This is a genomic window from Bradyrhizobium sp., assembly GCF_035570375.1.
Lineage (GTDB): Bacteria > Pseudomonadota > Alphaproteobacteria > Rhizobiales > Xanthobacteraceae > Bradyrhizobium.
This window is the reverse complement of the sequence record NZ_DATMLW010000123.1, coordinates 57,022-77,523: the sequence shown is the minus strand read 5'-3', so window position 1 is coordinate 77,523 and position 20,502 is coordinate 57,022. Positions and strand designations below refer to the sequence as shown.

At 61.7% G+C, this 20,502-nt stretch carries 22 protein-coding genes, 2 tRNA genes and 1 pseudogene; 16 read left to right on the top strand and 9 right to left on the bottom strand.

Annotation, left to right across the window (positions count from 1 at the left end):
* Window positions 1-119: 119 nt before the first annotated feature.
* Window positions 120-1,088, bottom strand: coding sequence for a complex I NDUFA9 subunit family protein (locus VNX23_RS12850; protein ID WP_325630540.1), 969 nt, complete (start codon window positions 1,086-1,088; stop codon window positions 120-122).
* 178 nt (window positions 1,089-1,266) lie between these two features.
* Between VNX23_RS12850 and VNX23_RS12845 the strand changes: the two genes are divergently transcribed.
* Window positions 1,267-1,353 (top strand) — tRNA-Leu (locus VNX23_RS12845).
* Between the two features lie 107 nt (window positions 1,354-1,460).
* Here the strand turns inward: VNX23_RS12845 and VNX23_RS12840 are convergent.
* Window positions 1,461-1,865 (bottom strand): hypothetical protein, encoded by a 405-nt coding sequence (locus tag VNX23_RS12840; RefSeq protein ID WP_325630538.1) that lies wholly within the window; start codon window positions 1,863-1,865, stop codon window positions 1,461-1,463.
* 208 nt (window positions 1,866-2,073) lie between these two features.
* A complete protein-coding gene (locus VNX23_RS12835; RefSeq protein WP_325630536.1) occupies window positions 2,074-2,322 on the bottom strand; it encodes a hypothetical protein in 249 nt (82 codons plus the stop codon).
* 166 nt (window positions 2,323-2,488) lie between these two features.
* Between VNX23_RS12835 and VNX23_RS12830 the strand changes: the two genes are divergently transcribed.
* The 8 genes from VNX23_RS12830 (at window position 2,489) to ptsN (ending at window position 9,566) form a co-directional block, all read left to right on the top strand.
* Window positions 2,489-2,647: a hypothetical protein gene (locus VNX23_RS12830; protein ID WP_325630535.1), complete on the top strand. Its 159-nt coding sequence runs from the start codon at window positions 2,489-2,491 to the stop codon at window positions 2,645-2,647.
* A 149-nt stretch (window positions 2,648-2,796) separates the two neighbouring features.
* Window positions 2,797-3,423, top strand: a complete 627-nt coding sequence (locus VNX23_RS12825) for a ribonuclease D (protein ID WP_325630533.1) — start codon at window positions 2,797-2,799, stop codon at window positions 3,421-3,423.
* Between the two features lie 210 nt (window positions 3,424-3,633).
* On the top strand, window positions 3,634-4,386 hold the full coding sequence (gene lptC, locus VNX23_RS12820) for an LPS export ABC transporter periplasmic protein LptC (RefSeq protein ID WP_325630531.1): 753 nt from the start codon (window positions 3,634-3,636) through the stop codon (window positions 4,384-4,386).
* 4 nt (window positions 4,387-4,390) lie between these two features.
* The gene (locus tag VNX23_RS12815; protein ID WP_414642985.1) at window positions 4,391-5,188 is read left to right on the top strand and encodes an LptA/OstA family protein; all 798 of its coding nucleotides are present in this window, start codon (window positions 4,391-4,393) and stop codon (window positions 5,186-5,188) included.
* A 185-nt stretch (window positions 5,189-5,373) separates the two neighbouring features.
* Window positions 5,374-6,363, top strand: coding sequence for an LPS export ABC transporter ATP-binding protein (lptB, locus tag VNX23_RS12810; RefSeq protein ID WP_325630530.1), 990 nt, complete (start codon window positions 5,374-5,376; stop codon window positions 6,361-6,363).
* Between the two features lie 129 nt (window positions 6,364-6,492).
* A complete protein-coding gene (gene rpoN, locus VNX23_RS12805) occupies window positions 6,493-8,124 on the top strand; it encodes an RNA polymerase factor sigma-54 (RefSeq protein ID WP_325630528.1) in 1,632 nt (543 codons plus the stop codon).
* Window positions 8,125-8,194: 70 nt separating this feature from the next.
* On the top strand, window positions 8,195-8,797 hold the full coding sequence (gene hpf, locus VNX23_RS12800; RefSeq protein ID WP_325630526.1) for a ribosome hibernation-promoting factor, HPF/YfiA family: 603 nt from the start codon (window positions 8,195-8,197) through the stop codon (window positions 8,795-8,797).
* A 307-nt stretch (window positions 8,798-9,104) separates the two neighbouring features.
* The gene (ptsN, locus tag VNX23_RS12795) at window positions 9,105-9,566 is read left to right on the top strand and encodes a PTS IIA-like nitrogen regulatory protein PtsN (protein ID WP_325630524.1); all 462 of its coding nucleotides are present in this window, start codon (window positions 9,105-9,107) and stop codon (window positions 9,564-9,566) included.
* Between the two features lie 97 nt (window positions 9,567-9,663).
* Here ptsN and VNX23_RS12790 read toward each other — a convergent pair whose 3' ends face one another.
* The 6 genes and pseudogenes from VNX23_RS12790 to VNX23_RS12765 form a co-directional block, all read right to left on the bottom strand.
* A complete protein-coding gene (locus tag VNX23_RS12790; protein WP_325630523.1) occupies window positions 9,664-9,927 on the bottom strand; it encodes a DUF1150 domain-containing protein in 264 nt (87 codons plus the stop codon).
* 49 nt (window positions 9,928-9,976) lie between these two features.
* Window positions 9,977-10,402, bottom strand: coding sequence for an Hsp20 family protein (locus tag VNX23_RS12785; RefSeq protein ID WP_325630521.1), 426 nt, complete (start codon window positions 10,400-10,402; stop codon window positions 9,977-9,979).
* A 175-nt stretch (window positions 10,403-10,577) separates the two neighbouring features.
* The gene (locus tag VNX23_RS12780) at window positions 10,578-11,783 is read right to left on the bottom strand and encodes a CaiB/BaiF CoA-transferase family protein (RefSeq protein ID WP_325630519.1); all 1,206 of its coding nucleotides are present in this window, start codon (window positions 11,781-11,783) and stop codon (window positions 10,578-10,580) included.
* Window positions 11,784-11,831: 48 nt separating this feature from the next.
* Window positions 11,832-12,069, bottom strand: a pseudogene (locus VNX23_RS12775) (GIY-YIG nuclease family protein).
* 179 nt (window positions 12,070-12,248) lie between these two features.
* Window positions 12,249-12,324 (bottom strand) — tRNA-Ala (locus VNX23_RS12770).
* 135 nt (window positions 12,325-12,459) lie between these two features.
* Window positions 12,460-12,882: a TIGR02300 family protein gene (locus VNX23_RS12765; RefSeq protein ID WP_325630517.1), complete on the bottom strand. Its 423-nt coding sequence runs from the start codon at window positions 12,880-12,882 to the stop codon at window positions 12,460-12,462.
* 285 nt (window positions 12,883-13,167) lie between these two features.
* Between VNX23_RS12765 and aroA the strand changes: the two genes are divergently transcribed.
* From aroA to VNX23_RS12730, 7 genes are all read left to right on the top strand, one after another.
* Window positions 13,168-14,553 (top strand): 3-phosphoshikimate 1-carboxyvinyltransferase, encoded by a 1,386-nt coding sequence (aroA, locus tag VNX23_RS12760; RefSeq protein WP_325630515.1) that lies wholly within the window; start codon window positions 13,168-13,170, stop codon window positions 14,551-14,553.
* Entirely contained in the window at window positions 14,550-15,188 is a 639-nt protein-coding gene (cmk, locus tag VNX23_RS12755) for a (d)CMP kinase (RefSeq protein WP_325630513.1), read from the top strand. Before aroA ends, cmk begins: the two co-directional genes overlap by 4 nt.
* Before the next feature lie 274 nt (window positions 15,189-15,462).
* Window positions 15,463-17,166 (top strand): 30S ribosomal protein S1, encoded by a 1,704-nt coding sequence (gene rpsA / locus VNX23_RS12750; RefSeq protein ID WP_325630511.1) that lies wholly within the window; start codon window positions 15,463-15,465, stop codon window positions 17,164-17,166.
* A 313-nt stretch (window positions 17,167-17,479) separates the two neighbouring features.
* The gene (sppA, locus tag VNX23_RS12745) at window positions 17,480-18,460 is read left to right on the top strand and encodes a signal peptide peptidase SppA (RefSeq protein WP_325630509.1); all 981 of its coding nucleotides are present in this window, start codon (window positions 17,480-17,482) and stop codon (window positions 18,458-18,460) included.
* Between the two features lie 173 nt (window positions 18,461-18,633).
* A complete protein-coding gene (locus VNX23_RS12740) occupies window positions 18,634-18,939 on the top strand; it encodes an integration host factor subunit beta (RefSeq protein ID WP_325630508.1) in 306 nt (101 codons plus the stop codon).
* A 199-nt stretch (window positions 18,940-19,138) separates the two neighbouring features.
* Complete coding sequence (locus VNX23_RS12735) at window positions 19,139-19,531, top strand: LapA family protein (RefSeq protein WP_325630506.1); 393 nt, start codon at window positions 19,139-19,141, stop codon at window positions 19,529-19,531.
* A gap of 182 nt (window positions 19,532-19,713) precedes the next feature.
* On the top strand, window positions 19,714-20,391 hold the full coding sequence (locus tag VNX23_RS12730; RefSeq protein ID WP_325630504.1) for a phosphoribosylanthranilate isomerase: 678 nt from the start codon (window positions 19,714-19,716) through the stop codon (window positions 20,389-20,391).
* Window positions 20,392-20,502: the final 111 nt, after the last annotated feature.

Below are 20,502 nucleotides of genomic sequence, written 5' to 3'. Positions count from 1 at the left end.
CTCGAACCATGAGGGGCAACTCATCCTTCGAGACGCGGCCAACGGGTCCGCAAAGCGCGGCCCGATGATAAACTCCATCGGCCGCTCCTCAGGATGGGGACGTGCTCAAACTTACGGAGTCACGCGCTCTTGTGCGTGAACTGGCCGGCCTTGCGGAAGCGCCAGAGATATTGCGGCGCGACGCCCTCGAGCGAATCCGGCGCAATGCCGAGCCCCTCCAGCGTGAGGCCGGCAGCCTTCGCCGCCTCCGACACCACGTTGTCGCTCCGCAGTAGTTCGACCTGATCGGGCGTCAGCTTGAAAGCGCCGGGTGCAAACTGCAAAAACAGCGCCTGCAGTTTCGCGATCCCGAACGGCAGCGACACCAGCATACGGTCGCGTTCGGTGATCGAAAGGATGATCTCCATGATTTCGCGCATGGAGAGCACTTCGGGTCCGCCGAGTTCGTAGGTCGCGCCCGCCTTGATCTTGCCGTCCACTGCGTCGGCTACCGCTGTGGCGACATCGCCGACATAGACCGGCTGCAATTTGGTGGCCCCGCCGCCGATCAGCGGCAAGGCCGGCGATATCCGCGCCAGCGCCGCAAAGCGGTTGGTGAAATCATCCTCGGGGCCAAACACGACCGATGGCCGCAGGATGGTCGCGGCGGGAACGGCGGACAGCACGGCCGCTTCGCCGGCAGCCTTGGAACGCGCATAGCGCGAGACGGAATTGGCGTCGGCGCCGATCGCCGAAACGTGAACCATCCGCGCGCCTGCGTGAGCTGCCGCTTTCGCGACCGTGCCCGCGCCTTCTGCCTGCACGGCGTCAAAGGTCTGCGCGCCTGATGGCGCCAGGATGCCGACGAGGTTGATGGCGATATCGGCGTCACGCATCGCGGCCTCGACCGAGGCCGGGTAACGCAGGTTGGCCTGGACCGCGTGGATTTGCCCGACTTTGCCAAGTGGCTGGAGGTGGCCGGCGAGCTCCGGCCGCCGCACCGCCACGCGGATGCGATAATCGCGCTTGCACAGCGCCCGCACCACGGCTCTTCCCAAAAAGCCGGACCCGCCGAAAACCGTCACCAGGGTTTCTAGGTTCGATGCCATGTTCGAATGCCTTTTAAGTCCATTCCGCGCGGGGCGGATTCGGTTGATCGGGCGGATATTTCGGCGATTTGCCGATACGCCATCGCCCGATTTCTGTACAGCCTATTTGAATAATCTATTCGGGGGTAGGCGCGCCAATTTGACAAGCGCGCGACCGAACCTTAACAAACCGCCCCATGCCCAGGTGGCGGAATTGGTAGACGCGCTGGCTTCAGGTGCCAGTGACCTAACAGTCGTGAAGGTTCGAGTCCTTTCCTGGGCACCACTCCCGCAGTATTGCATCACGAAGTTGGCGAAGGTGCTCGCGCCGGTCAATTCCGGGGAAGACGCCGAACCGGGACAATATCTGTAATTCGAACCCGCGCGCCCGGCTTATGCTGCAGGCGAGGCGTGAACGGCTGCACGAAGGCGCCCCTGTGCATCGAAGGCGAGCGGCGCCGTAATGACAAGCGCCAACAGCGGCTGGAGCCGGTTGGCGATCTTCTGAAGCATAGGCTCGCTGTCGCTGATCAGGGCGAGATAGCTTAGCGTGTGCTCGTAATAGATCCGGATTGTCTGACTGCCGAACTGAAGTTCGCCTTCGACGTCATCCTCCGAGGTTTCGTACGCCGGCAATTCCAGGGACGTCGGCGCTTCCCGGTTGAGCAGCGCGGCGATATCGGACAGCATTTCCCGAAAGGGCGTCGAATAGTCGAATGCATCCCCGGTCCACAGGACAAGTTCCCACCCGCCCTTGCGGTGACGTTCGATGGCCGGCCTACAATGGACTTCGATCATGGCGCAATGTGCTCCGGATATGTGGAGGCACTCTATCACGCGCGGAGCGCTGCGATTTTTCAGACGCGAAAACCGGTACACAGCCGGTCACTGGAATGGCTCAAAAACCCGGCAAAAATTGTGAAATTCGAAGATAATCATCGCAGGCCAACGATGAATCACGGGTTTGCGCCGCCATTCCCGATCCGGCTCCAGGCCCTGGCCCACCCTATGCGGCGCTATCCGGCCCTGAGTCGTCATGCCTGTGTCCGGCCGGACCACGGTTGAAAACGCCGTAATTGCTGGATTTCAGGCCGGCATTCGCATCGGTCGTGGCGACCGTCAGGCCGAGCTTCAAAAGCTCGCGCACGGCGGCCGCACGCGTCGGCATCCGGTGTTTGAACCGGAAATCGTCCAGCGCCGTCAGCTCTTCGGGGGAAAGCATCACCTGCAGTCGCTCGTCGCGTAGGTCGTTCATGGAACTCACCAAATTGAGATAGTTGAGTAATTTACTCAATTCACTGAGGCAGCAAAAGTTCCCACAACTAAGCGGTTTTAGTAAAATATTACAATAAAAACAATAGTTTATGGTTGATTTTTCGGTTTGGATGGAGTGATAATCCTATCCCAAGGGAGGACTTCCCATGGCCGACCGTCTCAAGCTGCCACGTGCACTTTCCGAGGAGCCCGACGCGCGACAGCCGCTGCGTCCGAGCCATCAGAAGATCATCGAAAACCTGGATCGCTGGGCCAACAGTCGCGAACTGCAGCCGCCGAAATTGCCGGACAGCCAGACGGCCTGATCCCACGGTTCGAGCCGCCCGACATGCGGCTCCGCTGCCCGAAGCGCCTTGCAGCATTTTGCTGACGAAAGCCGCGTCCCGCCGCTCGCCTCTTGCGAGCTTGAAGGTTAGGTTGGTTCTCCTCCGAATCGACCAGAGGCCCCTTATTGATGACCATACGCCAGCATCGCGGCGATCTGCCCGACCTCACCCGCTACACCGACGCCGTGGCGATCGATACCGAGACCATGGGGCTCAATCCGCATCGCGACCGGCTCTGCGTGGTGCAACTGTCGAATGGCGATGGCAGCGCCGACGTCGTGCAAATCCCGAAAGATCGTGGGAGTGGGCCGAGTGACGCGCCGAATCTGAAAGCGCTGCTTGCCAATCCCAAGATCACCAAGATTTTTCACTTCGCCCGCTTCGATCTCGCCGCGCTCTTTAATGCTTTCGGCGTGATGCCCGAACCGGTCTATTGCACCAAGATCGCCTCGCGGCTGTCCCGCACCTATACCGATCGCCACGGTCTGAAGGACCTAGTGCGCGAAGTGCTCAACATCGAGCTGTCGAAGCAGCAGCAATCGAGTGACTGGGGCGCGCCGGGCCTGAGCGAAGCGCAACTCGCTTATGCGGCCTCCGATGTGCTGCATCTGCATGCGTTGCGCGAACGCCTTGATGCGATGCTCGCGCGCGAGGGTCGGCTTGGACTGGCGCAGGCCTGCTTCACTTTCCTGCCGACACGGGCAAAGCTCGATCTGCAGGGCTGGGAAGCCGAGGACATTTTCGCCCATTCCTGATGCGCGATAAGAGTGCGGTGAATTTGAAGTTCAGTGTCGAGGCAAGAGGTCGCCGCAGTCGTTCGCGAACTTCGGAATCGGAGCCCTAGTCGCTGACGATCGAGCGGTTGGCCGCGCCCCTTTTCGGACACACTCCCGAAAGGAGTGTGGGCTGGGCCTTGCCGTCAGGGTAAAACAATCCAGATATTGCTCCAGAAAATCGGAGATTTGGTGAGCTCGGTTCAGAATCCCGCCTATCAAGCCGGAATGGAGGCGCGCTTTGCCATCGCAGCGCGCCACAGCCGGATGGTGCGCATCTTGCGGATCGCCGTGCCCGCCGCCGTCATTCTGTCGCTTGCAACCATCATTCTGGTGTCGTCGGTCTTCAATCCGTTTCAAATGCTGCTGCCGAAATTGCCGCTGGACATGGGAAGCATGGTCATTTCCGGCACCAAGATCACGATGGAATCGCCACATTTGGCGGGCTATTCGCAGGACCAGCGGCCCTATGAGGTCTGGGCCAAAACCGCTACCCAGGATGTGACCGATCCGGATCACGTCGAACTGAAGACGCTGCGGGGCAAAGTGTTGATGGAAGATCAATCGACCGTCACGCTGGAGGCGGTCAACGGATTGATGGACACCAAGCAGTCGCTGCTTGATTTGCACAAGGACATCTATTTGCAGACCACCACAGGCTATGAAGCGTGGCTCAGCCAGGCTTTCGTCGACATGGGCAAGGGAATAGTGACCTCCGACGAGCACGTCGATGTCAAATGGGCCGACGGAAAAATTTCTGCCGACCGGCTGAAGATCACGGGTGGCGGCGAGGTCGTCCGCTTCGACGGCAATGTCGTGATGAATATCGACAAGATGCCGCCACCGGCTGCCGAAGCCGCTCCTGAGCCGGCTCCGGCGCCGGTAAAGCCTGCGAAGACGCGGCCGAACGCCAAGTCCTCTAACGCGACCTCCAACGTGAAATGATCCGATGAAGCTGTTTCACTGGGAAATCCTCAAAGGCCGCTTCATCGTTGGCGCCGCTCGTGCCGGCTTTGCCTTGGTGATGTTCTTGGCGATGTTGCTTGCGGGCGATGCAAGCGCCCAAAGCACGGTGACCGGCGTGCCGAATGCCATGCAGGGCTTTTCGCAGAATCGCGATCAGCCAATTCAGATCGAGGCGGCCTCGCTTGAGATGCGCGACAAGAAAAAAGAAGCGACCTTCACCGGCAACGTGAAGGTGGTGCAGGGCGACACCACCATGACCTCGAAGGTTTTGGTGGTCTTCTATGAATCATCGGGCCAGAACGCCGCGCCGGCAACCGCAGCTTCGGCCACCAATGCCAACGCCAAGGCTGCCGCCAAACCGGCGCCTGCGCCTGCTCAACCCGCACCGATGCAATCTGCAACGCCTGGCCCGGGAGGCGCATCGTCGATCAAGCGGCTCGAGGCCAAAGGCAATGTGGTCGTGACGCAAAAGGATCAGGTCGTGACCGGCGAGTCGGCTGTGTTCGACACCAAGACCAACCTCATCACCATGCTGGGCGGCGGGGGTCCCGTTGTGATGACCCAAGGCAAGAACGTTCTGCGGGGCGATCGATTGTTGGTGGATATGACCACCGGCGTTTCCCGGGTCGAATCGGATTCCGGCAGGGTGCAGGGCCTGTTCCAGTCGTCCAACCAGAACGGGACTGGACCCGCGCTCCCCGGTGCATCGCCGCCGGGTCCCCAGCCGTTGGCGCCCCCGCCCGGTGCACCGCAGTCTCTGACCCCAAATAAACCAAAGTAGCGTCAATACTTTAATGAAAGAACGGCTGGGCCGCGGTTGAAGCCGAGGGTCTGAGCCTGTATCTAGCGGGCGGGGTCGCCTGGGAACTTGAGACTGGTCCGCTGGGCAAGGGGCATCCGGTCATTCATGTTGGGCGGGCGAATCAATCGCCGCGGAACTTCTCGAAGGGTTCGGACGAAGCGGGGATGGTGGATTTACTCGGCATGTTCCGGCGGCGCCCCGCAAACCGCGGCAAAGGCGGTTTTGCGCGTTCGCGCGATGACATTACCTCGCTCGGCGACCGCATGGGCGAAATGCTGACGAGCCCGGTGCGCGATGCGCCTCCGCTGGCGCGCACCGCCCCCTCGCCCGCGTTGGAATTGCCGCGCACCGAAAACCCTGCGCCCCGCCCGGCTCCCGCCAAACCCGCACCCAGAACCAACGGTGCTGCCGCCCCACGACAGGCGCCGCGGGCGGGATATCTGGCTGTGCATAGCGTGGAAAAAAGTTTCGGCACCCGCCAGGTCGTGCGCGGGGTCAGCATCTATGTCCGGCGCGGCGAGGCCGTGGGTCTGTTGGGGCCGAACGGCGCCGGTAAAACGACAGTGTTCTACATGATCACCGGCCTGATCAAGGCCGATCGCGGCGCCGTCGAACTCGACGGCCACGACGTCACCAAGCTGCCGATGTATCAGCGCGCGCGATTGGGCATCGGCTACCTGCCGCAGGAAGCCTCGATCTTTCGCGGCCTCACCGTGGAACAGAATATCCGCGCGGTGCTCGAGGTGGTCGAGACCTCGCGCAAAAAACGCGAGGCCAAACTCGATTCCCTGCTCGATGAATTCAACATCACGCGGCTGCGAAAGACGCCGTCCATTGCGCTATCCGGCGGCGAACGGCGTCGCGTTGAAATCGCACGCGCACTCGCCACCAATCCGAACTACATGCTGCTCGACGAGCCCTTTGCGGGCATCGATCCGATCGCGGTCGGCGACATTCAGGACCTGGTCCGACACCTCACCAATCGCGGTATCGGCGTCCTGATCACCGACCACAATGTGCGGGAAACCCTCGGTCTGACCGACCGTGCCTATATCGTTTATGCCGGCCAAATCCTGACGGAAGGCAGTCCGGACGAGATTGTCAGCGATCCGGATGTGCGCAGGCTTTACCTCGGCGAAGAATTCCGCCTCTGATCGGGGAACTGAGGGGGCATCTAACCGGCCGCTCCCGCGCTTCTTTCCGCAAAGTCAAGGCGTGTACATCGGCACAGGACTAGTTTAAGCAAGAATCGGACCAAGTTTTGGGAATCGGTTCTTGCCTCCATGGCGCTGACGCAGAGACTAGAATTCCGCCAGTCACAGTCGCTGGTGATGACGCCGCAGTTGATGCAGGCGATCAAGCTGCTTCAGCTGTCCAATCTCGACCTTTCGGCCTTCGTTGAAGAGGAATTGGAGCGAAATCCGCTGCTTGAGCGCGAAAGCGACGGTCCGGAGGCGCCCGTCGCCGGTGAGCCGGCGGCAGGGCACGCAGAGGGTTCCGAGAGCGGTCTTGGCGAGGAATTTTCGGGTGATTCGCAAGGGTCCGGCGCCGACGGCTTCGAGCCGGCCCAGGAAGAATGGATGAATCGCGATCTCGGCAGCCGCGCCGAGATCGAACAGACCCTCGATACACCGCTCGATAACGTGTTTTCGGAAGAACCCGCCGAAGCGGCCGCGCGCAACGCGCAGGACGCCGCCCCCACCACCTATACCGAATGGGGTGGCGGCGCATCCAACGACGACGGCTACAATCTCGAAGCCTTTGCCGCCGCCGAAGTGACGCTGGGCGGACATCTGGCCGAGCAGTTGGCGGTGGCTTTCACCGCGCCCGCCCAGCGCATGATCGGCCAGTACCTGATCGATCTGGTCGATGAAGCCGGTTATTTACCGGCTGATCTTGGACAGGCCGCCGAACGCCTCGGCGCTTCGGCTGACGACGTCGAGGCGGTGCTCGCGGTGTTGCAGAAATTCGATCCGCCCGGAGTTTGCGCGCGCTCGTTGAGCGAGTGTCTGGCGATCCAGTTGCGCGATCTCAATCGCTACGATCCTGCGATGCGGGCGCTGGTCGAAAATCTCGAGCTTCTGGCCAAGCGCGATATTGCGAGCCTGCGCAAGCTGTGCGGCGTCGACGACGAAGACATCACCGACATGATCGGAGAAATTCGAAGGCTCGATCCGAAGCCGGGCCTGAAGTTCGGCTCGGCCCGCGCGCAGACCGTGGTGCCTGATGTCTATGTGCGTCCGGGTCCGGACGGCGGATGGCATGTCGAACTCAACAGCGAGACGCTGCCGCGCGTGCTCGTCAACCAGACCTACTATACCGAACTATCGAAGACGATTCGCAAGGACGGCGACAAATCCTATTTCAGCGACTGTCTGCAGAATGCGACCTGGCTGGTTCGTGCGCTCGATCAGCGCGCCCGCACGATTTTGAAGGTTGCGAGCGAAATCGTCCGCCAGCAGGACGGCTTCTTCACACACGGCGTGGCGCACCTGAGGCCGCTCAATCTGAAAGCTGTCGCCGACGCGATCCAGATGCATGAATCGACGGTCTCGCGCGTCACCGCCAACAAATACATGGCGACCAATCGCGGCATATTCGAACTAAAATATTTCTTTACCGCTTCGATCGCCTCGGCCGATGGCGGCGAGGCCCATTCGGCGGAGGCGGTGCGCCACCACATCAAGCAGCTAATCGATGCGGAAGATCCGGCGCTGATCCTTTCCGACGACACCATCGTGGAACGTTTGCGCGCCACCGGCATTGATATCGCCCGTCGCACCGTCGCCAAGTACCGTGAGGCCATGCGGATTCCATCGTCGGTTCAGCGGCGGCGCGACAAGCAAAGTATGCTCGGCAATGCCCTGTCGGCGCCCGCCGCATCCGATCGATCCCGGGACCCTCAGCCCGCCTGATTGCGTCCTGCTGAAATCGGATTAGTGTCGGTGTGCGCAACGATAACGACACGAACGATCGAGGCACACCATGACTCTCCGGATCTCTGGAAAAAGCATCAGTGTCGGCGACGCCTTGCGCGGACGTGTTTCGGAGCGCACCGACGAAGTGCTGCGCAAATATTTCGACGGCAATTATTCCGGCCATATCACGCTCAGCAAGGACGGCTCCGACTTCCGAACCGATTGCGCGTTGCATCTTGATTCGGGCATCACGCTGGAAGCGGATTCGAGCGCGGCCGACGCCTATGCCAGCGCCGACCAGGCGCTACTGATGATCGAGAAACGGCTGCGCCGCTACAAGAGCCGGTTGAAGGATCGCTCTGCCCGCAAGGCCCACGCGGCTTCAGAGGCGCTGGCGGGAATGGAAGCGCTCGACGCACTGAGCTATGTGATCGAGGCGCCTGCCGAGAGCGATGAAGAGATGTCAGGCTATAGTCCTGTCATCATCGCCGAGGCCACGACGTCCCTGAAGCGCCTTTCGGTCTCCGAAGCGGTGATGGAACTGGACCTGACCGGCGCCGCCTGCCTGGTATTCCACCATGGCTCAAGCGGCCGGGTTAACGTCATCTACCGCCGCCCCGACGGTAATGTCGGATGGATCGATCCCCCTACGCTCCAGGCGGCGGGCTAGCGGCCCGGTGGAACCGGCGCCCTCCCAAAAGATGGTGCTGAAACAACACGCTAGGCATGAGACAGCTCTATCCAAAACTATCGCAAGCAAGGGTGCTGTTCGGCATTGACGGCCACCGGGAGCGACCCTATGGTCCGCGCCCTTAACGATACGGCTCGGGGGAAACTCCGCAGGTGTTGGCACCGCTCTTGCGTTGGAGTAGAAGCCCACCCAATTAGCAACGGGGTGGTGGGCGGCCGCCTTTCCACCTCATTCGCCCGCCGAAGTCTTTTCGCAACCTGACGCTCGATTTACCTCGGAACGCCCCATGACGATTACCGATCTGGTCGCACCCGAGGCGATTCTCCCGGCTTTAAAAGTCAACAGCAAGAAGCAGGCACTGCAGGAATTGGCAGCGCGCGCGGCAACGCTGTCCGGACAGAACGAGCGCTCGATCTTCGAAGTGCTGTTGCAGCGGGAGAAGCTCGGGACAACGGCGGTCGGATACGGCGTTGCGATCCCGCACGGCAAGCTTCCTAAACTGGAAAAGATTTTTGGCTTGTTCGCCAGGCTGGAACGCCCGATCGATTTCGAGGCGATGGACGGACAGCCGGTCGATCTCGTCTTCCTGCTGCTGGCGCCGGAAGGCGCGGGCGCCGATCACCTGAAAGCGCTTGCGCGAATCGCGCGGCTGTTGCGCGACCAGGATGTGGCGAAGAAGTTGAGAGCCTCGCGCGAGGCCCAGGCGATCTATTCGGTGCTGGCGCTGCCGCCGGCGAGCGCCGCCTGATATCGCTTATCGCTTTTGTCGGAAAACGCCGGTAGCGCCCGATCTCCCGGGCGCTGTCCGCGCTTGATTGATCCGCATCTGTGCGGCGCTGACGCCGTCAGTGCACGCTCACGGCCTGCAGTTCATTGCTCCAGGCATTCGCGACCGCGGCTTCGCGCGAGTCGGTGAGCATGATCGGGGTGCCGTCAGCGGCGTGGAGCGCAAACAGCTTCAGTCCGGGCGCGATCTTCGGCGCCTGCGGGAACAGGTCCGGCACGTCTTCGGATCGGATCTGCTTCACATAGGCGATATGGCCCTCGCCGAGGCTTGCCAGCGCCTCCAGGGAGACGCGCGGTTCTAACGCAATATTAACTTCGGTCATCGTCTCGACTCCTTCTGAGTCCAAGCGGTCGAGTCCGCTACTCGTTCCATTATTCGTGCTCATTGATAGCAATTGTCTTAACGACCCTTTCCGGTTCCGGCCGGGCGAGATCGATCGACAACAGCCCGTTTTTCAAGTCCGCGCCCAGCACGAGCATCCCCTCCGCCAGCACGAAGGTGCGCTGGAAGTGGCGCGCGGCGATGCCGCGATGGATGTATTGCCGGGCCTTGTCGTCCTGCTGGCGCCCGCGGATCACGAGCTGATTTTCCTCAATGGTCACATCGAGTTGATCGCGGGTGAACCCGGCGACCGCCAGCGTGATGCGCAGCCGCTCGGGCTGGCCATTGGCACGGTCAAACCGCTCGATGTTGTAAGGAGGATAGCCGTCGGCGCCTTTGACGACGCGATCGAGCGCACGCTCAATCTCGTCGAAGCCCAGCAGGAACGGACTGGATAACGAGGGAACACGAGACATTTTCGCAAAGTCCTCTCGAAGCGACTTTGAAGTTCGGGGCCCTTGCGGCACCCCAATCGATCCGAAGTTCCATGGAACCTCCGACCGATCTCCAATATGGGCATCATCTGGGGGTGTTCAAGCACCCCAAGAAGTGTGGCAGGGGCCTGGCTCCAGGGGCGGTTTCGCATCGGCCTCAGCGCCGGCGTTCCGCGCCGCAAACCACCCCCTTGGCTACCAGAGCGTTAATTTCATCTTCCGAATAGCCGAATTCCGAGAGCACCTCGGCCGCGTGCTGGCTGAAGGTGGGAGGGACGCCGCGCAGGCTCGCCTTGCTGCGCTCGAGGCGGATCGGGCTCGCCACGCCCCTGTACCAATCGCTCTCGATGACGTCGCCGCGGTAGGCGGCATGCGGACTGGTGAGGGCCTGGTCGATCGACTGCACCGGTCCCGCCGGCAGCCCGGCGGCGAGGAGGCGATCGCACAACGGCCCGGCGTCGTGCTGGCTGAACACGGCGGCAAGCTCTGTGCGCAGCGCCTCGCGGTTGGCGATGCGGTCCTTGTTGCGCGCAAAGCGCGGGTCGGTGCCAAGCTCGGGCTTGCCGATCTCTTTGGCGAGCTTGCGGAAGGTCCCGTCATTGCCGACCCCGATGAAGATGTCGTCGGTGCGCGTCGGGAAGATCGTATACGGCACGAGGTTGGGATGCTCATTGCCGGTGAGCGCGGGCGGCTTGCCGTGCATGAAATAGTTCGCCGCGTGCGGATGCATGATCGCAAGCCCGGTCTCAAACAGCGTGGTTTCGAGAAACTGCCCAAGCCCGGATTTTTCCCGCTCCGAGAGCGCCATCAGGATGCCGATCGCCGCATACAGCCCGGTGGTGATGTCCACCAGCGGAACGCCGATCCGCATCGGTCCGGATTGCGGCGAGCCGGTCGCGGCGATCATGCCCGTCATCGCCTGAATGATCGCGTCATAACCGGGATTGCCGCCGCGCGGGCCGTCCGCACCAAAGCCGGAGATGCGACAGTGCACGAGCTTCGGAAATCTGGCGCGCAAGGCCTCGTTGCCGATGCACCATTTGTCGAGCGTGCCGGGTTTGAAATTCTCGATCAGGACATCGGCGCGCTCAAGCATCTTCATCAGCACGGCGCGACCGCCTTGGGAAGCGAGGTCGAGCCCGATCGAACGCTTGTTGCGATTGATGCCGACGAAATAGGCCGCGTCCTCGCCATGAAAAGGCGGTCCCCAGTCGCGCACCTCATCGTCGGCCGGCGGCTCGACCTTGATCACGTCGGCGCCATGGTCGGCCAGGATCTGGGTGCAGTAGGGTCCGCCGAGAACGCGCGTCAGATCGATCACGCGCAACCCGGTCATGGCGCCAACAATACTATCGGTGACCATCGCTCGATTCTTGCAAGGTTAGGGGAGGCTTTCGGATTGCTTTAAGCATCAGAGCCGTTTGCGCGCAAACGCGCGGCCGGACCCTGACTTTAAATATCGCTCAAATGCGGATCGCCCGTTCGGTATTCGAAAACGCAACGTAGGTTTTGATCCGCCAGGGCCGGTATTTTGAGGTGTGTGGCACCTCACCCGCATTGTGCTTTGCGAGGCGGGCGCGCAAATCGTCGGTGAGTCCGAGGTAAAAATGCTCAGCGTTCTCGTTTTCGAGGATGTAGATGTACTTCATTGTCGTAGATTATAGCCCTCCCTCGCGAGGGTCAGCCTGCGCTCTTCGAGCTTCGGCGTGACAGCCTTCGCTACGATAGGGCTTGCCACGGCCCGTCTTCGCCCTTCGGGCAATGCCGGGCACGCTTCATTCTTCGGGCATCTTGTGGCTGCGCCACGCGAAGCCCGAAGGGCGAAGCGTGGTGGAGCCAGGCGGGATCGAACCGCCGACCTCTTGCATGCCATGCAAGCGCTCTCCCAGCTGAGCTATGGCCCCTTACTACCGGTGATGGCTTTAGATCAGATCGCCCTCACGCTCTACTGAAATCTTGAGCCTGATCCCCTTCGGATCGTGACCCGTGCGCCTTGGGCGACGCGCGGGTCAAAACCCTGATCACAGTCTTTGACCGGCTCAAGTTTCCTCGTCACCGCTGACGTCGCCGATGATGTCGGTGACGTCTTCATCGCCTTCCTCTTCATCGGCGATGAAGGTGGAATCATCGTCATCGTCGTCTTCAATGGTCTCGTCGATCTCGATATCGTCTTCGGATTCGGGAACGACCGCCTTGACCTTGCCGGTGTTTTCCTCGGCGTCGGCTTCCTCGAGCGACACCAACTCTTCGGCCTCCATCGGCTCCGGCGCCGCCTCGGCGGTGGAAGCGGCAGTAGCGGCGGCGGCGCCTGCGGCGCTGCCGCGGGAGCGCGCCGGGGCGACCGGCGCGATCGGCACGACCTCGCCGGTGTAGGGCGAGATCACCGGGCTCTTGTTGAGGTCATAGAATTTCTTGCCCGTCGTCGGGCAAACGCGTTTGGTTCCGAGATCGGATTTGGCCACGGTGGGGTCCTAGCGAATTTTTCGAAAAATCGGTGTTTCACTTGGCTAGTTGGCGCGCCGCTGTCAATAGTGCGTTGCGCAAACTTTGCGCCGGCTGGCATGACGGCTGTCGTGGCCGATTTTGACGTTCCTTCGGGCACCGCCGTGAACTCCGGGGCGGCGAATGTCAAATCCAAAACCACACTGGAATCCAATATTTGCCAGTGTTTGGGATTTGAGTTCCTATCAGTCTCGCCGCGGGTGCGCTATGGGAACATCAAATCCAGTGCCACACTAGAATTATGGATGTCCTGCAAGCAGGCTACGTCAGAGGACAGGATCTTGGCCCATTCCGATCGCCGTGCCGATCACAAAACACCCCTTGAGGCCCGCGTCAGCGGTCCGTTGGCCGGAAAGGTCCGTGTTCCCGGAGACAAGTCGATCTCGCACCGTGCCCTGATTTTGGGTGCGCTGGCGGTGGGCGAAACCCGGATATCTGGCCTCCTGGAAGGCGAAGACGTCCTCAATACCGCCGGGGCGATGCGCGATCTGGGCGCAAAAGTGGAACGAACGGGCAATTTCGCCTGGAAGGTCTGGGGCGTGGGCGTCTCTGGGTTCGCCGAGCCCGGTGCTCCGCTTGATTTTGGCAATTCCGGCACCGGCTGCCGGCTGGTGATGGGCGCGGTTGCCGGCTGCCCGATCACGGCCATTTTTGACGGCGACGCGTCGCTGCGCGCGCGCCCGATGCGGCGGGTGCTCGACCCCCTCGAATTGATGGGCGCAAGGGTCGCGGAAGGCGGGGAGGGCGGCCGCCTGCCGCTGACGCTGAAAGGCGCGCGCGACCTGTTGCCGATCACTTATCGCACGCCGGTCGCCTCGGCGCAGATCAAGTCCGCGGTGCTGCTCGCCGGGCTCGCCGCGCCCGGTGTCACCACCGTGATCGAAAGCGAGGCGAGCCGCGACCACACCGAATTGATGCTCAGGTTTTTCGGCGCCGATATCGTTTCGGCGCAGGAAGGTAAACACGGCCGCAAGATTGCGCTGACAGGCCAGGGCGAACTGCATGGCGAAGAAGTCATGGTGCCGGCCGATCCCTCCTCGGCGGCATTTCCGATCGTGGCGGCCTTGATTGTCGAAGGTTCGGACCTCGTTCTGCCAGATGTGATGACCAATCCGCTTCGCACCGGGCTTTTCACGACGTTGCGCGAGATGGGCGGGGTGATCGAAGAGAGCAATGTTCGTGGCGATGCCGGCGAGCCGATGGCCGAGCTTCGGGTACGTGCGTCAAAACTGCGTGGGGTCGAGGTGCCGCCCGAGCGCGCGCCTTCGATGATCGACGAATATCTGGTGCTGGCGGTGGCCGCAGGCTTTGCCGAAGGCACCACCATCATGCGCGGCTTGCAGGAGTTGCGGGTCAAGGAATCCGATCGTCTCGAAGCTACCGCCGCGATGTTGCGGATCAACGGCGTCAGCTGCGAGATATCGGGCGACGATCTCATCGTGGAGGGGAAAGGCCATGTACCTGGCGGTGGCCTTGTCGCCACCCACATGGATCATCGCATCGCGATGTCGGCGCTGGTGATGGGGCTTGCCTCCGACAAGCCGGTCAAGGTCGATGACACCGCCTTCATCGCCACCAGCTTTCCGGATTTCATCCCGATGATGCGTGGAATTGGGGCGGAGTTTTCATGATCATCGCCATCGACGGACCAGCCGCCTCGGGCAAGGGCACGCTCGGCAAGCGGCTCGCCAAGCATTACGGTTATCGCCACCTCGATACCGGGGTGATTTACCGCGCGGTCGCCAAGGCCTTGCTCGACGCCGGCGCCGACCTGACCAACGAGATGATCGCTGTCTCCGCGGCAATGGAGCTCGATCCGGAAAAATTCGGCGATCCAGCGCTGAAGACGCAAGCCGTGGGCGACGCCGCCTCGGTGGTCTCGGCGTATCCGAAAGTACGGGAAGTGCTCTTGAACTTTCAGCGGCAGTTCGCCGCCGACCCGCCGGGGGCAGTGCTGGATGGACGCGATATCGGAACCGTGATCTGTCCGCACGCCGACGTCAAAATCTTTGTCCTGGCCGACCCAAAAGTGCGTGCCCACCGCCGCACGCTCGAGGCGCGGGCGCGGGGAGAGGACGCGGACGAGGCCGCTGTGTTGGCCGATATCCTGAAAAGGGACGAGCGCGACCGGAATCGGGCCGTTGCGCCTTTAAAACCGGCCCCGGATGCTTACTTGCTCGATACCTCCCATTTGGATATAGAAGGCGGCGTCCGGGCTGCCATCGACATTGTCGAGGCCGTCCGAGCGGGCCGGCAAAAGGTTTGAGCCTCTGCCGTCATTGGAGGAAAAGCCCGCGACCGGCTTCGAGATCGACACGCTCAAAGTCCCGGACATCAAAGTCACGCGCATTCTTTCGCAAAACCGGTACCCTCTTTTGCGGAGTGCGCGCCATCAACGTACCGAACGTGGAAGGCAAGCTGCCGGCCCGCTCTCGCGGTTTTTTGCGAGGCGGTCGTTAGAGTTTGCGGACCTCTAACCCTTCGCGTCCGATGCGCCCTTTAACCCCGACGGCCGGCAAGACACCGCATTTGGAGAACAAATGGCTTCGACTGCTAGTACCTATAATCCTACCCGTGAAGATTTCGCCGCCATGCTTAATGAGTCCTTCGCCGGCGGCAATTTGCAGGAAAGTTCCGTCATCAAGGGCAAGGTTGTTGCGATCGAGAAGGACATGGCCGTCATTGACGTCGGCCTGAAGACAGAAGGCCGCGTGGCGCTGCGCGAATTCGCCGGGCCCGGCCGCGAAAGCGATCTCAAGGTCGGCGATGAGGTCGAGGTGTTTCTGGACCGGATCGAAAACGCGCTCGGCGAAGCGGTGCTGTCACGCGACAAGGCGCGGCGCGAGGAAAGCTGGGGCAAGCTCGAGAAGGCCTTCAACAACAATGAGAAGGTGCACGGCGTCATCTTCAACCAGGTCAAGGGCGGGTTCACCGTCGATCTCGACGGCGCAGTCGCCTTCCTGCCGCGCTCGCAGGTCGATATTCGCCCCATCCGCGACGTCGCGCCGCTGATGAACAATTCCCAGCCGTTCCAGATCCTCAAGATGGATCGTCGCCGCGGCAACATCGTGGTGTCGCGCCGCACGGTGCTGGAAGAGACCCGTGCCGAGCAGCGCCAGGAGCTGGTGCAGAATCTGGAAGAGGGTCAGGTGATCGACGGTGTCGTCAAGAACATCACCGATTACGGTGCGTTCGTCGACCTCGGTGGCATCGACGGCCTGTTGCATGTCACCGATATCGCCTGGCGGCGCGTCAATCACCCGACCGAGGTTCTCACCATCGGCCAGACGGTGAAGGTCAAGATCATCAAGATCAATCACGAGACCCACCGCATCTCGCTCGGCATGAAGCAGCTCCTGGACGATCCGTGGCAGGGGATCGAAGCGAAATATCCTCTCGGATCCCGCTTCACCGGCCGCGTCACCAACATCACCGACTATGGCGCCTTCGTCGAGCTCGAGCCGGGCATCGAAGGCCTGATCCATGTCTCGGAAATGTCGTGGACCAAGAAGAACATGCATCCCGGCAAGATCGTTTCGACCTCGCAGGAAGTCGAAGTGCAGGTGCTCGAGGTCGATTCCGTCAAGCGGCGGATTTCGCTCGGTCTCAAGCAGACCATGCGCAATCCCTGGGAAGTGTTTGTCGAGAAATTCCCGGTCGGCTCCACGGTCGAAGGCGAGGTCAAGAACAAGACCGAATTCGGCCTTTTTCTCGGGCTCGAAGGCGACGTCGACGGCATGGTCCATCTTTCCGACCTCGACTGGAAGCTTCCAGGCGAGCAGGTGATCGACAACTTCAAGAAGGGCGACATGGTCAAGGCCGTGGTGCTCGACGTCGATGTAGAGAAGGAGCGCATCTCGCTCGGCATCAAGCAGCTTGAAGGCGATCCCTTCGCCGAGCCGGGCGACGTCAAGAAGGGCGCGGTCGTGACCTGCGAAGTGCTCGAGGTCAAGGACAGCGGCATCGAGGTGAAGATCGTCGGCACCGACTTCAACACCTTCATCAAGCGGTCCGAACTCGCCCGCGACCGCAACGATCAGCGCGCCGACCGCTTCGCGGTTGGCGAAAAGGTCGATGCGCGGGTGATCCAGTTCGACAAGAAGGCCCGCAAGGTGCAGGTCTCGATCAAGGCACTGGAGGTCGCTGAGGAAAAGGAAGCCATTGCGCAGTATGGTTCCTCCGATTCGGGGGCGACGCTGGGCGACATTCTTGGCACCGCGCTCAAGCAGCGCACCGACAAGTAACGCTTTCCGGCCTTTGCTGGCCGAAACAGACCGGCCCCGGCTTCGACCGGGGCCTTTTTTCCCTCTCCCCTTGCGGGAGAGGGTGCCGAGCAAAGCGAGGCGGGTGAGGGGTCTTTATGCGCGGAGAAAAACCCCTCATCCGCCGCGGACTTCGTCCGCTCCACCTTCTCCCACAAGGGGAGAAGGAAGAAGAGGGCGGGCCTTGCTTTCTTCATCTTGGGCCGCAATTGATGTAATTAGAATACGGGATTTTAGGGGGCATGCCGCGAAACAGCGTGCGCGCCTGTTACGACCATTTCCGGGAGAGTTCTCGATGTCGCTCGATTCAGATGTCATCGTCGATCGCCGCAGGATACGGCGCAAGCTGACGTTCTGGCGCGTGATGGCCGCCCTGATTGCGATCGGAGCGATCGTCATCGTCGGCCTGGTCGCAACGCCGGGCGGCCGCGGCACCTTGACGACGGCGGGCTCGATCGCCCGGGTCAATATCGAAGGCCTGATCCGCAGCGATCAGAACCGGGTTGAAGCGCTCGAGCGGCTGGAAAATTCGCAGGCGGCGGCGGTGGTCGTTCACATCAATTCTCCCGGCGGCACCACGGCGGGCTCCGAGCAGCTTTATGACGCGCTGTCGCGGTTGAAGGCGAAAAAGCCGCTCGTTGTGGTGGTCGAAGGCCTGGCGGCATCCGGCGGTTACATCACCGCCATTGCGGCCGACCACATCGTCGCCAAACAGAGTTCGCTTGTCGGCTCCATCGGCGTGCTGTTCCAGATTCCGAATTTTGCCGAATTGATGAAGACCGTCGGCGTCAAGGTGGAGGAAGTGAAGTCGTCGCCGCTGAAGGCCGCGCCGAATGGTTACGAGCCGACCAGTCCGGAAGCGCGCGCCGCGCTCGAATCGCTGGTCAAGGATTCCTACGCCTGGTTCCGTGGACTCGTGAAAGAGCGCCGCGGCATGGACGACGCGCAGCTCGAAAAGGTCGCCGATGGGCGCGTGTTCACCGGCCGTCAGGGAATCGAGCTCAAGCTGGTTGACCAGCTCGGCGACGAAAAAATCGCGATTGCCTGGCTGGTATCGCAGAAGGGCGTCAAGGCGGATTTACCGGTGCGCGACTACAAGCTCTCGCCGCGTTTCGGCGATCTGACTTTCCTGCGATCGGCGGCTGCGGTCACGCTGGACGCGCTCGGCCTGAGCGCGATCGCCCGGCAAATCGAGCAGTCCGGCATGGCCCAGGCGGTGGATCGTTTCGGTCTCGACGGCATGCTGGCGCTGTGGCATCCGGTAGCGGCCAATTGAAGCGCCAAATGACGGTTTTGGAGTGGCCGCCGGCCGGTCGTGAGGTGGTCGCAACACCCAAAAGGGGGGTTTGTCACGCATTTTCGCTGGTACCGAATTTCATTTAGCGTCTTGACAGTTCAGGGTATTTTCACGGAAATGCGTGTCCGTACCTTCACGGATCCCAAGTCTCGATGATCAAATCCGAACTCGTTCAGCGTATCGCCGAACATAACCCGCACCTCTACCAGCGGGATGTCGAGAATATCGTTAACGCGATCCTCGACGAAATCGTCGCGGCCCTGGCGCGGGGCGATCGGGTCGAACTGCGCGGTTTTGGCGCTTTCTCGGTGAAGCATCGCCCGGCGCGGGCCGGCCGCAATCCGCGCACCGGTGCGCACGTGCCGGTGGATCAGAAGAGCGTGCCGTTCTTCAAGACCGGCAAGGAAATGCGCGAACGGCTGAACCGCGACAGCGGGGGACCGGACGCCGGCACCTAGAGCTCCGATTCCGAAGTTCGCAACCTATCGCGGCGACCTCTGAGGCGAACTTCGGAATCAAGGCAGCTCTGGCAATTATTGGTTTCTGGTGCGGCTTTGAATTTGAAGTTCCTATGAGAGTGGTGCAGAGACATCGATAGGAACTTCGAATTCGGCGCACTAGAGCTGATCCGTTCTCTTTTCGAGGCGAGAGAGGGTCATGCGAAAATTCCTCAACGCGGTGATCTTGATTCCGCTGGGCCTGATTTTCATCGCCTTTGCAATTGCCAACCGGCATCTGGTGACGGTTTCGTTTGATCCGTTCAATTCGAAGGATCCCTCGCTCGGGTTCACCCTGCCGCTGTTCGTGGTCATCATCGCGGTGGCAATGCTCGGAGTCGTGGCCGGCGGTGCGGCGACCTGGTTCCGGCAGCGCCACTGGCGTCGCGCCGCTCGCCAGCACGAGGCCGACGCGCAAGCCGCGCGGGCCCAGCTGGCCGATCTGCGTGCCGGCGCCGGTGCGGTCCATCGGCTGGATTCCCGGCCGCTCGGCGTCCCGCCGCAGGGCGGTTATGGCGCAGGCGGGCGAGACAAGCAGGGCGCGACGTTGTAGAACCCGCGGCCAGGCGCAAGGCATGATCCGGAAAAGTGGAAACCGGTTTTCCAAACAGATCATGCCTCAAACCAGAGGCGTTTTTCCTTTGATTCCGAAGTTCGCATAAGAGTGCGCCGCATATGCTCACGAACTTCGGAATCGGAGCATTAGTCGCGGTTTCTCAGATGATGCAAGAAGAGATGTCCCTGATCGTCAAAATTTGCGGCCTGTCCACGCGCGAGACGCTCAGCGTCGCGCTGGACGCCGGCGCCGATATGGTGGGGTTCGTGTTTTTCACGCCGTCGCCGCGCCATCTCGCCCTTGAAACCGCGCGCGACCTCGGCAAGCTCGTCAAAGGCCGCGCCGAAAAGGTCGCGCTCACGGTCGACGCGGACGATGCCACGCTTGCCGATATCGTCGAAGCCTTGCAGCCCGACATCCTGCAGCTTCACGGCCATGAGAGCGTGGCGCGCATCGGCGACGTCAGGCAAAAATTTTCCCTGCCCGTGATGAAGGCGATCGCGGTCGAGACCGTTTCCGACCTCGCAAGCCTGTCGGAATATGCTGGCGTCGCCGATCGCATCCTGTTCGATGCCCGCGCGCCCAGGGAGGCCACCCGTCCGGGCGGTCTGGGCGCGGTGTTCGATTGGCACATTCTCGAAAATCTGGAGCTTGCGATACCCTACATGGTCTCGGGTGGGCTGCACGCCGGCAATGTCACTGAAGCGGTTCGCGTGACGCGTGCCGGTGGCGTCGATGTTTCCTCCGGTGTGGAGCGTGCGCCGGGTCACAAGGACCCCGAGATGATCCGCGCCTTTATCAAGGCGGCGCGCAGGATCGCGCACGAGGCTACGATGGCCGCTCAGGGTGGTCGATGATGGCAGTTCGCTCAGCACCGTCATGCCCGGGCTCGTCCCGGGCATCCACGTCTGTTGAAATTCAAAGTAAGTAAGGCGTGGATGGCCGGCATAGGCGAGCGAAGCGACGCC

What these genes read in the sequence shown, in the direction of transcription:
- VNX23_RS12785 (WP_325630521.1), bottom strand. Translation starts at nt 10,402, where the DNA reads ATGTCTCGTGTTCCCTCGTTATCCAGTCCGTTCCTGCTGGGCTTCGAC.
- VNX23_RS12815 (WP_414642985.1), top strand. Translation starts at nt 4,391, where the DNA reads ATGAAGCTGTTTCACTGGGAAATCCTCAAAGGCCGCTTCATCGTTGGC.
- VNX23_RS12730 (WP_325630504.1), top strand. Translation starts at nt 19,714, where the DNA reads ATGTCCCTGATCGTCAAAATTTGCGGCCTGTCCACGCGCGAGACGCTC.
- rpoN (WP_325630528.1), top strand. Translation starts at nt 6,493, where the DNA reads ATGGCGCTGACGCAGAGACTAGAATTCCGCCAGTCACAGTCGCTGGTG.
- sppA (WP_325630509.1), top strand. Translation starts at nt 17,480, where the DNA reads ATGTCGCTCGATTCAGATGTCATCGTCGATCGCCGCAGGATACGGCGC.
- VNX23_RS12740 (WP_325630508.1), top strand. Translation starts at nt 18,634, where the DNA reads ATGATCAAATCCGAACTCGTTCAGCGTATCGCCGAACATAACCCGCAC.
- lptB (WP_325630530.1), top strand. Translation starts at nt 5,374, where the DNA reads ATGGTGGATTTACTCGGCATGTTCCGGCGGCGCCCCGCAAACCGCGGC.
- VNX23_RS12835 (WP_325630536.1), bottom strand. Translation starts at nt 2,322, where the DNA reads ATGAACGACCTACGCGACGAGCGACTGCAGGTGATGCTTTCCCCCGAA.
- aroA (WP_325630515.1), top strand. Translation starts at nt 13,168, where the DNA reads ATGTCCTGCAAGCAGGCTACGTCAGAGGACAGGATCTTGGCCCATTCC.
- VNX23_RS12825 (WP_325630533.1), top strand. Translation starts at nt 2,797, where the DNA reads ATGACCATACGCCAGCATCGCGGCGATCTGCCCGACCTCACCCGCTAC.
- VNX23_RS12790 (WP_325630523.1), bottom strand. Translation starts at nt 9,927, where the DNA reads ATGACCGAAGTTAATATTGCGTTAGAACCGCGCGTCTCCCTGGAGGCG.
- VNX23_RS12840 (WP_325630538.1), bottom strand. Translation starts at nt 1,865, where the DNA reads ATGATCGAAGTCCATTGTAGGCCGGCCATCGAACGTCACCGCAAGGGC.
- VNX23_RS12735 (WP_325630506.1), top strand. Translation starts at nt 19,139, where the DNA reads ATGCGAAAATTCCTCAACGCGGTGATCTTGATTCCGCTGGGCCTGATT.
- cmk (WP_325630513.1), top strand. Translation starts at nt 14,550, where the DNA reads ATGATCATCGCCATCGACGGACCAGCCGCCTCGGGCAAGGGCACGCTC.
- hpf (WP_325630526.1), top strand. Translation starts at nt 8,195, where the DNA reads ATGACTCTCCGGATCTCTGGAAAAAGCATCAGTGTCGGCGACGCCTTG.
- VNX23_RS12850 (WP_325630540.1), bottom strand. Translation starts at nt 1,088, where the DNA reads ATGGCATCGAACCTAGAAACCCTGGTGACGGTTTTCGGCGGGTCCGGC.
- rpsA (WP_325630511.1), top strand. Translation starts at nt 15,463, where the DNA reads ATGGCTTCGACTGCTAGTACCTATAATCCTACCCGTGAAGATTTCGCC.
- VNX23_RS12830 (WP_325630535.1), top strand. Translation starts at nt 2,489, where the DNA reads ATGGCCGACCGTCTCAAGCTGCCACGTGCACTTTCCGAGGAGCCCGAC.
- ptsN (WP_325630524.1), top strand. Translation starts at nt 9,105, where the DNA reads ATGACGATTACCGATCTGGTCGCACCCGAGGCGATTCTCCCGGCTTTA.
- VNX23_RS12780 (WP_325630519.1), bottom strand. Translation starts at nt 11,783, where the DNA reads ATGGTCACCGATAGTATTGTTGGCGCCATGACCGGGTTGCGCGTGATC.